Origin of the sequence: Bradyrhizobium sp. AS23.2, from assembly GCF_001908185.1 — a bacterium.
Taxonomy (GTDB): Bacteria; Pseudomonadota; Alphaproteobacteria; order Rhizobiales; family Xanthobacteraceae; genus Bradyrhizobium.
In genome coordinates this window covers 16,974-29,040 of record NZ_LGHM01000261.1, presented here as the reverse complement: position 1 = coordinate 29,040, position 12,067 = coordinate 16,974, and the positions used below count along the sequence as shown (strand labels likewise).

The following is a 12,067-nucleotide window of genomic DNA, read 5'->3' as shown; positions in this document are numbered from 1 at the left end:
CGCGCTGCGCGCGCCGCGCGGCTGAGCGCCGTGCGCGCATCTTTTGTTCTGAGCCGCCTGATCGCGATGCCGGCGACCACGAGCTCACGGACGACCTGAGATGCAGGCGGGAGCGGGGAGGCGTTAAGTTCGGCCAGCGTGCGCTCGGCCTCGTCGACGCGTCCGACGAGGAGAAGACGGCGGGCCTCGATATGGCCTGCATGCGCCGCATTGGCGAGATCGCCGTGCCTTTCGAGCGTCGCCCGCGCGCCCGCAAGCGTCTTGGCCGGCCAGTTCAGGTCGCGTGAGACGAGCGCGATCTCGGCCTCGGCCACCACGCACCTGGCGCGGGCCACCGCCTCGCGCGGACCAAAGGCGCGCGCGGCGCTCCGCAGCAGCGTCTTTGCCTTCGCGAGATCGCCGAGCTGCGCCATCGCGATGCCGCGCAGCGCGAGAGACGGCGCATCGTTGCGCAACGCCACGCGGTTCAGGGCGCCGAGCGGATCGCCGGCTTCGAGCGCGCGTGCCGCCGCCGTGATCAGCGACTCCATGAAAATCCCGCCACACTTGTTACTCCCGCACGCCGATCGTCCGGTGCCACAAATAGCTTACGGCCGACGATGTGCGGCGAGGCGCGAGTGAATTCGCGTCTGTCACAGCGAGGCGCGGAACTCCCGCCCAAGCAAGAGGTTTCAAGAGCCATGACGACATCAGCCCAAAACGGACGAAACGACGGACAGACCGCCATGCAAACACCGCCAGTGGTATCGCCGCAGGACTGGGAGGCAGCCCGTCAGCAACTGCTCGTGAAGGAAAAGGCGCATACGCGGGCCCGCGACGCCCTGGCTGCCGAACGCCGGCGCATGCCGTGGATGGAAGTAGACAAAACCTATGCGTTCGAGGGGCCCGGCGGCAAGGTCAGTCTGCTCGATCTGTTCCAGGGCCGGCGGCAGCTGATCGTCTACCGGGCATTCTTCGAGCCGGGCGTGTTCGGCTGGCCCGATCACGCCTGCCGGGGCTGCTCCATGGTGGCCGACCAGGTCGCCCATGTCTCGCACCTGAACGCCCGCGACACCACGCTCGTGTTCGCCTCGCGCGCGCCGCAGGCCGACATCATCAGGCTGAAGAAGCGGATGGGCTGGACCATGCCGTGGGTGACCATCACCGACAGCTTCGACGCCGACTTCGGCGTGGACGAATGGCACGGGACGAACGTGTTCTACCACGACGGCGACCGCGTGTTCCGCACCTACTTCGTCAAGAGCCGGGGTGACGAGCAGATGGGCGGCACCTGGAACTATCTCGACATCACGCCGCTCGGCCGGCAGGAGGTGTGGGAGGACTCGCCGAAGGGCTATCCGCAGACACCGACCTACAAATGGTGGAACTGGCACGACAGCTACGCGGAAGGCGCGGCGCCGGACAAGAAGTGGGTGGAGATTTCGGACGCTGGAGAGAAGGCGTTCCGCAAGGAAGCCGCGGGCGAAAGGCCGTGACCAGTCCTGTCAGCGCGGCCGCCGGCGCCAGCCGTGACGGCGTCGTGGCCGCGCGTCACCTCGCGAGGTGGCTCGGTCTTGCGGCCGCGCCGACCTTCGCGATCATGGCCCTGCTGACGGCCGTGATCGGCGGTCCGGCGGACATGCTCTGCTCCGGCGAACACGGATCTCTGCTGGGCGGGATGGCGCCGATGTATCTGCTGATGAGCGCGTTTCATTCGGCCACGTGGCTGAAGCTGATCTCGGAGCGGCGGCGGACGGTGGGGCGTTGATCGCATCGCGCCCGCCGCATCCTTCGAGACGCCGCTGACGCGGCGCCTCAGGATGAGGCTCAACGGGCATTCGTGACTTGGCGCAAGCTTGGCAACTGGGTTTAGTTGTACGCTAGGAAAAATGCGCCACCGCGCGCTCAGCCCTCATCCTGAGGAGCCGCCGGAGGCGGGCGTCTCGAAGGATGGCCACAACGATCGTCGCCAAACTAAAACGGCCCCGGTGAGTTCCGGGGCCGTTTGCATCACAATGTCCTGTCGCTTATCGCGTGGCGCCGCCGAGATCCGCGCGGCGTTCCGTCATCGGCAGCACGATCACCTTGGTGCCGACGTTGACGCGGGAATAGAGGTCGGTGACGTCCTCATTGGTCAGGCGGATGCAGCCGGAGGAGACGTGCTTGCCGATGGTCTCGGGCGCATTGGTGCCGTGGATGCGGTAGATGGTGCCGCCGAGATACATGGCGCGCGCGCCGAGCGGGTTGCCGGGACCGCCGGCCATGTGGCGCGGCAGATAGGGCTGGCGGGCGATCATCTCCGGCGGCGGCGTCCAATCCGGCCACTCGGCCTTCTTGGTCACCGACTGCGTGCCCGACCAGGTGAAGCCGTCGCGGCCGACGCCGATGCCGTAGCGCATCGCCTGGCCGTTGCCGAGCACATAATAGAGATAGGTGTTGGGCGTATCGATGATGATGGTGCCCGGCGCCTCGCGCGTCGCATAAGAGACGGTCTGGCGGCGGAAGCGGGCCGGCATCTCGACCGTGTCCTGATCCTCGGAGGGCGCGGCCTGGTAGGGCGTCGCCTGATAGGGCTGGTAAGGCTGCAGCGGCTGCGGCGCGGCCATCGGCGGCAGCGGCTGGAAGAAGGGGAAGAGCTGCACGGGCGCCGCCTTGGCCGGACCGGCGAATGCGATTGCGGAAATCGCAACTGCGCCAAAAGCAACGGCGCGCGAATACGTCTTGAACGTGTCCAGATTGAACATTGGTCGCCCCTGTTTGCGCGGTGTTTCTTGGTCACCCGGCACCGTTTCGGTGCTCCGTTGACTGGACCACTAACGGCAAGAAGTTTCGGGACGTTTGCGCGGAAAACCGAAAACGGTTTCGTCGCGGAAAGGATTGTTTCATGACAGTTTCGTGGCCGCGCGCACCCGTTAACGAACAAAACAGTGGGCCGACACTTCTGTGACGTCACACGCCTGAAATATCCTTCGTTGATGGTCCTAACCCGAGAATCATCAAACTCTCGGGATTCCCCATGCGGGTATTAATCGCGACCGACGCCTGGCATCCGCAGGTTAACGGTGTGGTGCGGACGCTGACTTCGCTGGCGAACGCGGCCAAGGCCCTCGATGTCGAGATCGACTTCCTCAACCCGGACGGCTTTCCGTCCTGGCCGCTGCCGACCTATCCGGGCCTGCGCATCGCGCTGCCTACGGCCAAGGAGATCGCGCGGCGGATCGAGAAGGCCGCGCCCGAGGCGCTGCACATCGCGACCGAGGGCCCGATCGGCTGGGCCGCGCGCGCCTATTGCCGCCGCAACCGGCTCGCCTTCACCACCTCCTACACCACGCGCTTTCCCGAATACGTTTCGGTGCGGACCGGCATTCCCGCGAGCGTCGGCTATGCCGTGCTGCGCCACTTCCACAATGCCGCCGCGATGACCATGGTGGCGACGCCCTCGCTGCGGCAGGAACTCTCCGAGCGCGGCTTCAAGCGGCTCGGCTTCTGGACGCGCGGTGTCAACACCGAGCTGTTCCACCCCGACGCTCCGGCAAATCTCGACCTGCCGCGCCCGATCTTCATGACGATGGGACGCGTGGCGGTGGAGAAGAATCTCGAAGCGTTCCTCTCGCTCGATCTGCCCGGCACCAAGGTCGTCGTCGGCGATGGCCCGCAGAAGGCGGCGCTTGAAAAGAAGTATCCGGACGCCGTGTTCCTCGGCGAGAAGCAGGGCGCGGATCTCACCGCGCATCTTGCGGCTGCCGACGTCTTCGTCTTTCCGAGCCTGACCGACACGTTCGGCGTGGTGCAGCTCGAAGCGCTCGCCTGCGGCACGCCGGTTGCGGCCTTTCCGATCACGGGGCCGAAGGATGTCATCGCCGATCATCCGATCGGCGCGATCGACCACGATCTGCGCACCGCTTGCCTGCGCGCGCTCACCATGTCGCGTGAGACCTGCCGCAACTTCGCGCTGGAGCGCTCCTGGGAGAACAGCGCGCGCCAGTTCGTCGGAAATCTGACTTCACTTCAGCCCAGCCGCGCCTTGCGCGCCTCGCCGGTCATGGCGCGGCGACCGGTGCGCGGTTGACCGTACCTTTGACCCACAGCGAGAACCTCATCGATGGCTAAGATCATGAACCTTGACGGCACCCAGCAGCTTGACCTCACCCGTGGCACGGTCGAGCAGGCCTATGACCGCTGGGCGCCGGTCTACGATCTCGTGTTCGGCGGCGTGTTCGCAAAGGGCCGGCAGGCCGCGATCGCGGCCACCAACAAGATCGGCGGTCGTGTGCTCGAGGTCGGCGTCGGCACCGGCATCTCGCTGCCGCTCTATGCACCCAACCTGCGCATCTTCGGCACCGATATTTCGGAGGCCATGCTCGACAAGGCGCGCCGCCGTGTGACGGCGCAGAAGCTGAAGAACGTCGAGGGCCTCGCGGTGATGGACGCCGAGAAGCTCGAATTCCCCGACAACTCCTTCGACGTCGTGATGGCACAGTACGTCGTCACGGCCGTGCCCAATCCGGAGAAGGCGCTCGACGAATTCGCCCGCGTGCTGCGTCCGGGCGGCGAGCTGATCATCCTCACCCGCGTCAGCGCCGACACCGGCATGCGCCGCTTCATCGAGCAGAAGCTGCAGCCGGTGGTGCGTCCGCTCGGCTTCCGCACCGCGGAGTTCGCCTGGTCGCGTTATGCGAAGTGGCTGGCCGGCGCCCATGGCATCGAGCTCGCCGAGCGCCGTTTGATTCCGCCGCTCGGGCATTTCTCGCTGGTGCGTTTCCGCAAGGTCGACGTCGCCAAGGCGGCTTGATCCGAAGCTCACGCGTCGCGTGCGTCATCGCGCTGCTGCACATTGTCTTATGACAAAATGATGATGTCACACGGCGTACATCGAATCCCTGTAATTCCGTACCCGAAAGCATTTTGGGGGAGAGCATGATCAAGAATTATCTCGAGCAGCTGCGGATTCAGCGCTGGGACGACCATCGCTACTATCACCACAGCCGCATCAATCAGAGCCTGCACTTCGTCAGCGCGCTGAGCTTTCTCTTCGCCTATGTCTGGCTGTTCATCGATCCCGTGATCTCGGGTCTGGTCGGCTGGCTGGTCTCGATGACCTCGCGCCAGGCCGGCCATTTCTTCTTCGAGCCGCACGGCTACGACCACATCAACCAGGCCACGCACGAGCACAAGGAAGAGATCAAGGTCGGCTACAACCTTCAGCGCAAGGTGGTGCTGATGGCAATCTGGGCGCTGTCGCCGCTGGTGCTGGTCGCCGATCCGACGCTGTTCGGCCTGTTCACGCCCTGGGCAAGCGCGACCGACTTCATGCGGCAGGTTGCCAAGATCTGGCTCGCGGTCGGTGCCGGCGGTCTTCTGTTCCGCACCGTGCACCTGTTCTTCATCCGCGACGTCGAGACCGGCCTCGTCTGGATGACCAAGATCCTGACCGACCCGTTCCACGATTTGATGCTCTATCGCAATGCTCCGCTGGCGCTGATGCGCGGCGAGCTGATGGATCCCGGCCTGCACCTCAACCCCGAGCACACGCTGGGCCTGATCAGCGAGCCCACGCTCGAAGAGCAGCACGCCTGAGCGCGCCGCTCACACACAACACTCCGATGTCGATTGGTTACGTCATGCCCGGCCTTGTGCCGGGCATCCACGTCTTGGGGGCAGCAAATGCCGTGGCTGCTTCACCTCGCCCCGCTTGCGGGGAGAGGTCGAATTTGCGCGCAGCGCAAATTCGGGTGAGGGGGAGTCTCCGCGGGGGCGTTGCCAGCGGGTTGTGCGCTAACCCTCAGCGCGCCCGCGGAGAGTCCCCCTCACCCCAACCCCTCTCCCCGCAGGCGGGGAGAGGGGGAGGAGAGATCGCGCCCCGGAATGACGGTGAATGTAGTTGAAGGGCCGGCCTCAACGCCCGAAGCGCTTGGCCAGCATCTCTTTCAGGATCTGGCGCTTGATGGTCTTGTTGGTGAGCACGCCGTCGTGCCACCAGAAGCCGTCGGCCTTCATTTTCTCGGCCGCGCGGACAAAGCGCTCGGCGACTTCCGTGAAGTCGGCGTCGGTGTAGTTGAGGCTGAAGATCAGCCGGCCGGTGCCGACCCAGCTCAGCGACAGGCCCTCGGCACGCAGATAGTATTGCAGCATCCAGTTGTAGCGGGACGGCGTGGTGTATTTCACGGTCCAGATCGACGAGAAGTTTGCGAACCGCACCGGCAGGCCGGCGCCCTCCATCATCTGGTTGAGCTTTTGGACGCGGCCGTTCCAGGTCGCCTCCAGCCCGTCATAGACGGCGCGGAAGTTCGGGCTGGCGAGACGGCTCAAGAACTCGTCCATCGCCGTCATGACGTAGGGATGCGAGTTGAAGGTGCCGCGGGCGAAGCAGATGTCGGCGGGCCGGTCGTCGCGGAAGCGGCGCATCAACTCTTTCTTTCCGCAGACCACGCCGACCGGCAGACCGCCGGCGAGGCTCTTGCCGTAGGTCACCATGTCGGCGCGTACGCCGAAATATTCCTGGGCGCCGCCGGCGGCGAGGCGGAAGCCGACGAAGACCTCGTCGAAGATCAGGACGATGCCGCGCTCGGTGCAGACCTCGCGCAGCTTCTTCAGCCATTCGGTATAGGCCGCGCGGTCGAAATTGCCGCCGCGGGAGGAATCGACCAACGAGGAATCGCCGGGCGCGTTGGCGTTCGGATGCAGACCCTGCAACGGATTGACCAGCACGCAGGCGATGTCGCGGCGCGTGCGCAGCACGTGCAGCGTCTTCTCCGACATCTCGGCAAGGGTGTAGGTCTCGTGCGCGGCGATCGGGTTGCCGACGCCGGGCTGCACGTCGCCCCACCAGCCGTGATAGGCGCCCGCAAAGCGGACGAGATGCGTGCGCTTGGTGTGGTAGCGCGCGAGCCGCACCGCCTGCATCACGGCTTCGGTGCCGGACATGTGGAAGGAGACCTCGTCGAGGCCGGAGATCTGGCAGAGCCGCGTCACGTTCTCGAGAATGACGGGATGGTACGGGCCGAGCACCGGTCCGAGCGCATGCGCGCGCTTCTCGGATCCCTCGATACACTCCTTGTAGAAGTCGTTGCCGAAGATGTTGACTCCGTAGGAGCCGGTGAGATCGTAGGAGGTGTTGCCGTCGACATCCTTGACGGTGACGCCGCTCGAGGACTCCATGAAGGTCGAGGTGCCCAGGTGCTCGCGGACGAGGCGCGAGAACTGGAACGGCACGCGGTAGGTCTCGGTGAAGTGCAGATCGGAAATCTTCTCCGCCGCTTCCTTCGTCATCGCGCGGCCCTTGGGGTAGCGCTCGGCGTAAAGGCTGGCGAGGCGGAAGAAGCCTTCCTTGCGTTGCGCCGCGATGTTCGCCGGCGCCCCGTCGCAGAAAAAGTAGTCGTCGTCTCCGAACTCGTAGAACGGGATCAGCCGCGCCACCCGGCGCGACATCTTGGAGTGCCCGGAGAGCGACCGGTGTTTGGCGCGGGACAACTCAATCCGCGCTTTCAGCTTCGGGAAGGCGGCGGCAGCGGACGCTGCGGCGGCCACGGAAAATGAGAGAATCGGGAGTGTCGTTTCCATGACAACAAGCGCTAACCTTGCGAGCTGACAGATTCATGACAGTCAAAGCCCTCATCGCCTCTTTCACCCAGCAGGAAGACCTCAACTTCCTGTTGACCAACCGCATCCCCCGCGCAGCCCTGACCCGTTTCATGGGCTGGTTCTCCAAGATCGAGAACCCGCTCGTGCGGGACGGCTCGATCGCGCTGTGGAAGCTGTTCTCCGACCTCGATCTGTCGGAGGCGCGCAAAGACCATTTCAAGAGCCTGCACGATTGCTTCACCCGGGAGCTCAAACCGGGCCTGCGCCCGTTCGATCCCGATCCTGCGGTCGTCGCCAGCCCGTCCGACGGTATTGTCGGCGCCCATGGCCGGATCGCCGACACCGAGCTGTTCCAGGTCAAGGGCGCACCTTATTCGCTGCTCGACCTCGTCGGCGATTCCGCGCTGGTCGATCAGCACCGCAACGGCTCCTTCGTCACGCTGCGGCTGACGTCGAGCATGTATCACCGCTTCCACGCGCCCTATGACGCACATATCGAGCGCGTCACGCTGATCCATGGCGACGTCTGGAACGTCAATCCGATCGCGCTGAAGCGGGTGGAGCGCCTGTTCTGCAAGAACGAGCGCGCGGTGATCCGCACGCATTTGTCGACCGGCGAGGCCGTGACGCTGGTGCCGGTTGCCGCGATCCTGGTTGCGAGCATCCGTCTGCACTTCCTCGACATGGTGCTGAACGCACAGACAAAGGGCCCGGTCAACTTCCCTTGCGATGTCAACGTGACCAAGGGCGAGGAGCTCGGCTGGTTCGAGCACGGCTCGACCATCATCATCCTGGCGCCCGGCGATTTTACCTTCTGCGGCGGTATCGCCGAAGGGACGCGCATTCGTGCGGGTCAAGCGCTGTTGAGGAGAAAGTAGCCTTCAATCCGCCGTGCCCGCCGCCTATATCGTCGCCGGGGACGATTTGACGACACGGATTTGGTGATGGCACGGGCGCCGGTCATGGCGGCGGGGGGTATTGTGCTGCGGCGTGGCGCCTCGCCGCTGATCGCCGTCGTGCGCCAGCGCAAGCGCAACGAGTGGGTCTTGCCCAAGGGCAAGCTCGACACCGGTGAGACGCCGAAGGAAGCGGCTCACCGCGAGGTGCTGGAGGAGACCGGCCACGACGTTGCCATGCACGAATTCCTGGGCACACTCGTCTATCAGTCCGGCGGGCGATCGAAAGTCGTGCATTTCTGGCGCATGGAGGCCGAGGGCGGTCCCGTCCGCAAGCCGATGAACGACATCAAGGCGGTCGACTGGCTGACGTTGGACGACGCGATCGGGCGCCTGTCGCGCGAATATGAGCGCGCGTTCCTGATCGAGGTCGGTCCGATCGCGCTCGCCGCCGCAGGGCTGGCGCCTACGCCTGCTCAGGAGCCGTCGCCCTCGCACGCGCCGGTGCCAACAGTGGCAACCGACGACATCGACGCAGCCTTGCAGACCCTGACACCGGCCGAAGCCGCCTCGGTCGATGAATTGCGGCACGGTCTGTTGCAGAAGGTCCGGGCCTGGCTGCGCGGCGAGGCGTGAGTTCTGATCGCGCCCCGCTTGTGCGGGAGGGAGCATCCGCGCGTTGATGCGGTTAGCGGAGCGCCAGCTCGTTCCAGGTCGTCATTGCGAGCGCAGCGAAGCAATCCAGAGTCCCTCCGCGGGAAGATTCTGGATTGCTTCGCTGCGCTCGCAATGACGGAAAGGGAGCCGAGCGATTCTTCCGCACTATTTCCGCGGAAGCAGTCCTTCACTCCAACCCTTTCCCCGAAAGAACGGAGAGGGAGCGCACCGGCAACGCGGCGTGCTCCATGCTCTACCGCCGCTCTTTCTTTTCCTTCGGAGCTGGCGCTGGCCTTCGCGGGGCCGCAGGGCGTTGCACGCCAGGGAGGCGCTGCTGGAATCCGCCTGGACGCTGCACACCTGGCTGTTGAGCGGCGGGCGGCTGACCCGGCTGCATGCCGGTGCGCGGCAGTTGCGGCTGTGGGCCGGGCTGCTGCGGATTGGTCCCGCCCGGTTGCGGCGGCACGGTTCCGCCCGGCTGTGTTGGAATCCGTCCACCGCGTTTCGGCTGGGTTTGCGGCGCGCCGTTCGGCTGGGTGCCTTGTTGAGGGCCTTGTCCGGCACGCGGCGCGCCTGTTGGACGTCCTGCACCTTGCTGCTGGCCGTGTTGCTGCTGTCCCTGTTGCTGTTGGCCTCTTGGCTGCTCGCCCTGACCCGCGCGCGGCGTACCCGGCTGCGTCGCGCCGCCTTGTCCCTGCCGCTGCGGCGGCTGGGCGCCTTGGCGGTTCGGCGCGCCCGGCTGCTGCTGACCCCGACGGTTGTTCTGGTCCGGCTGGCCGTTCGGCCGCTGCGGCTGCTGACCCGGCGCCGTGTTCGGCCGCAATTGCTGCTGCTGCGGCTGGAACGGCCGCGGGATGCGCGGGCTTGCGGTCGGATTGGCGCGGCGGAAGTCGCGCTGCTCGGTGACGATCTGCCGGCCTGTGGTCTGCGCCAAATGCACCTGGCTGACGAAGCCGCGGTCGCGCGCGATCTGTTGCGGCGGGATCGTGATCGGCACCGCGGCAAAGCGCATGACACCGCCGGCGCTGGTTGCGCCCGGCCGGATCGCAAAGCCGCTTGATCCCTGCGTCAGCGCGCCGAGCCGTGTGCCGCTGGTGCGGTCGTCGACGTCGATGTGCCCGACGCGGCCGTCAGCATCCGGATAGAGCTTGATGTTGACGTTGTTGGTACTGTTTGCGGCCGCGCCTCCCGGAACGTCGACGACGCCGGTAGTGCCGCGGATGCCGAGCGTCGCCGTTGGCGTCGTGATCTTCATGTCGCCGGTCCTGGCCACCGCCGCAGCGACGAAGGCGACGGTGCCCTTGCCGATGTCGACGATCGCCGAGTTCTGCTTGCCGCCGTCCTCATAGACGTAATTGTCGATGGTGATCTTGGCGCTGGCGGAAAGATTGAACGTGGTCGCATCGTTGAAGGTGATGCCGAGCGAGGAGTTCGACGAGGTCTGCACGACGTCGTTGAGATAGATGTCGTCGCGCACCTTGAGCGGATACGAATTCCTGTCGCGGATCACGGTGGCGATCCCCGTCACGGTCGCGACGTTCCCGATCGTCTCGACGGCGGCGGGTTGCGCGTCTGACGCCGGGGTCGGTGAGGCCGAAGGCGTCGGGGACGGTGCGGGTGTCGGGGAGGCGGCGGGCACCGGCTGCGCTTGTGGCTGTGCTTGTGGCTGTGCTTGGGCAAGCTCGATTGTATCGGAGGCAGATGCCGCGCTTGCGCCGGCCGGCGATAAGGCCAGCAGCGGAAGCGCGAAGACGAAGCGGCGCCAGGCTACCATCAAATTCACAAGGAGGTCCCGGAGAGAATGCGAGGCGAGATCAGCGGATTTCAGCCGGGGGCAGCTGAATGGCGGATGAACGTGTGTCGCACGGGAGCGGCGAACGTTCAAACGCCACGTCCGGTGAGGGACGCGGCGTCGCCTTCTTGCTCGTCATTCCGGGGCGCGACGAAGTCGCGAACCTGAGATGCGCAATTGCGTATCGGGGAATCTCGAAGTTGTTGTGCGAGTTTGTGGCGCGAGATCCCGGGTTCGATGCTTCGCATCGCCCCGGGATGACGCCTTCGGCGTCAGCTCACGCGCTTCCAGGTCTGGCCGCCGCAGAACATACCGCCGAAGGCACAGCCCTGCACGCGCATCGCATTCGGGCCCTTCATCGCGATGGTCGAGTCGTAGTTGCGGCCGGAGTCGGGATCGTGGATGCGGCCGCTCCACTTCGAGCCCTCGGGCTTCATGTTGATCAGGATACGCTCGTTGGTCTTCTCGGCGTAACCGCAGAGATTGGCGCCGCACTGCTCGACGCGGACGTTGCCCTTGTTCTCTTCGGTCGCCCACACGCCGATCGGCGTGTTTGCGGCCGGAGCAGGCGCGGCGGCAACCGGAACCGGAGCGGGCGCGGGAGCGACTGCGACCGGTGCGGCGGGCGCAGCAGCGGGGGCAGGGGCCGCAACAGGCTCAGGCTGCGTCGTCGTATCGAGGCCGACGGATGGAGCGGCTGCAATGGTCGTGGCGGAAGCTGCAGGTGCGGCGACCGCAGGCGCAGCCGGCGCGGTCGCCTGGACCGGCGCCTGCTGCACCGGAGCGGGCGCTGGCTGTGCGGTCGTGGTCGCCGGAGCCGGCGCGGTGTCGACGTCATCGTCCTTGGAGCCGCCAAGGCCGTTGAGGTTGATGTTGTTCAGCTTGATCGGCTTGTTCGACAGGCCCGGCGCGACGATGGTCACGCAGTTCAGCGAAGCGCAGTTGCGCGGCGTCTCGATGCGGATGTGCTGGCCCTCGATCTGGAACGAGATCGAGTTGCCGGCATGAGCGACGGCGGTCGAAGCGAGGAAGAGCGCAGTGGTGGCGATGTAGAGCTTGTTCATGACAACCTCCCAAATTGCGTGGTCCGGGGGCGGACTGAAGTCGGTGAAGTCCCGAGCGTGGTTCGACCCTATCCCGGGTCCCTCCCGCCTTCTGTGAT

General features: G+C 65.8%; 11 protein-coding genes and 1 pseudogene. 7 read left to right on the top strand and 5 right to left on the bottom strand.

From position 1 onward, the window contains the following. Positions 1-530: pseudogene (locus tag AC630_RS40225) on the bottom strand (helix-turn-helix domain-containing protein); the annotation flags it as partial. A 150-nt stretch (positions 531-680) separates the two neighbouring features. On the opposite strand from AC630_RS40225, the gene AC630_RS40220 reads away from it, so the two are divergent. Together AC630_RS40220 and AC630_RS40215 are read left to right on the top strand one after the other, a co-directional pair. Further along, complete coding sequence (locus tag AC630_RS40220; RefSeq protein WP_074123877.1) at positions 681-1,475, top strand: DUF899 domain-containing protein; 795 nt, start codon at positions 681-683, stop codon at positions 1,473-1,475. Then, positions 1,472-1,747: a hypothetical protein gene (locus AC630_RS40215; RefSeq protein WP_074123876.1), complete on the top strand. Its 276-nt coding sequence runs from the start codon at positions 1,472-1,474 to the stop codon at positions 1,745-1,747. Before AC630_RS40220 ends, AC630_RS40215 begins: the two co-directional genes overlap by 4 nt. A 259-nt stretch (positions 1,748-2,006) precedes the next feature. On the opposite strand, the gene AC630_RS40210 is transcribed toward AC630_RS40215, so the two are convergent. Further along, positions 2,007-2,723, bottom strand: a complete 717-nt coding sequence (locus AC630_RS40210; protein WP_074123875.1) for a L,D-transpeptidase — start codon at positions 2,721-2,723, stop codon at positions 2,007-2,009. Between the two features lie 272 nt (positions 2,724-2,995). On the opposite strand from AC630_RS40210, the gene AC630_RS40205 reads away from it, so the two are divergent. The 3 genes from AC630_RS40205 to AC630_RS40195 all read left to right on the top strand — a co-directional run bounded on the left by AC630_RS40205 (position 2,996) and on the right by AC630_RS40195 (position 5,556). Continuing rightward, positions 2,996-4,048 (top strand): glycosyltransferase family 4 protein, encoded by a 1,053-nt coding sequence (locus tag AC630_RS40205; protein ID WP_074123874.1) that lies wholly within the window; start codon positions 2,996-2,998, stop codon positions 4,046-4,048. Positions 4,049-4,081: 33 nt separating this feature from the next. After that, positions 4,082-4,771, top strand: a complete 690-nt coding sequence (locus tag AC630_RS40200; protein ID WP_074123873.1) for a class I SAM-dependent methyltransferase — start codon at positions 4,082-4,084, stop codon at positions 4,769-4,771. Positions 4,772-4,896: 125 nt separating this feature from the next. Then, the gene (locus AC630_RS40195; protein ID WP_074123872.1) at positions 4,897-5,556 is read left to right on the top strand and encodes a hypothetical protein; all 660 of its coding nucleotides are present in this window, start codon (positions 4,897-4,899) and stop codon (positions 5,554-5,556) included. A gap of 318 nt (positions 5,557-5,874) precedes the next feature. On the opposite strand, the gene AC630_RS40190 is transcribed toward AC630_RS40195, so the two are convergent. Continuing rightward, complete coding sequence (locus AC630_RS40190) at positions 5,875-7,539, bottom strand: aminotransferase class III-fold pyridoxal phosphate-dependent enzyme (protein ID WP_074123871.1); 1,665 nt, start codon at positions 7,537-7,539, stop codon at positions 5,875-5,877. Between the two features lie 35 nt (positions 7,540-7,574). On the opposite strand from AC630_RS40190, the gene asd reads away from it, so the two are divergent. Both asd and AC630_RS40180 read left to right on the top strand, forming a co-directional pair. Next, the gene (asd, locus tag AC630_RS40185; protein WP_074123870.1) at positions 7,575-8,438 is read left to right on the top strand and encodes an archaetidylserine decarboxylase; all 864 of its coding nucleotides are present in this window, start codon (positions 7,575-7,577) and stop codon (positions 8,436-8,438) included. Between the two features lie 66 nt (positions 8,439-8,504). Next, positions 8,505-9,092 (top strand): NUDIX hydrolase, encoded by a 588-nt coding sequence (locus AC630_RS40180; protein WP_074123869.1) that lies wholly within the window; start codon positions 8,505-8,507, stop codon positions 9,090-9,092. Between the two features lie 274 nt (positions 9,093-9,366). Here the strand turns inward: AC630_RS40180 and AC630_RS40175 are convergent, their stop codons facing one another. Next, entirely contained in the window at positions 9,367-10,887 is a 1,521-nt protein-coding gene (locus tag AC630_RS40175; RefSeq protein WP_074123881.1) for a FecR domain-containing protein, read from the bottom strand. 290 nt (positions 10,888-11,177) lie between these two features. Then, complete coding sequence (locus AC630_RS40170; protein ID WP_074123868.1) at positions 11,178-11,969, bottom strand: DUF2147 domain-containing protein; 792 nt, start codon at positions 11,967-11,969, stop codon at positions 11,178-11,180. Positions 11,970-12,067 lie beyond the last annotated feature (98 nt).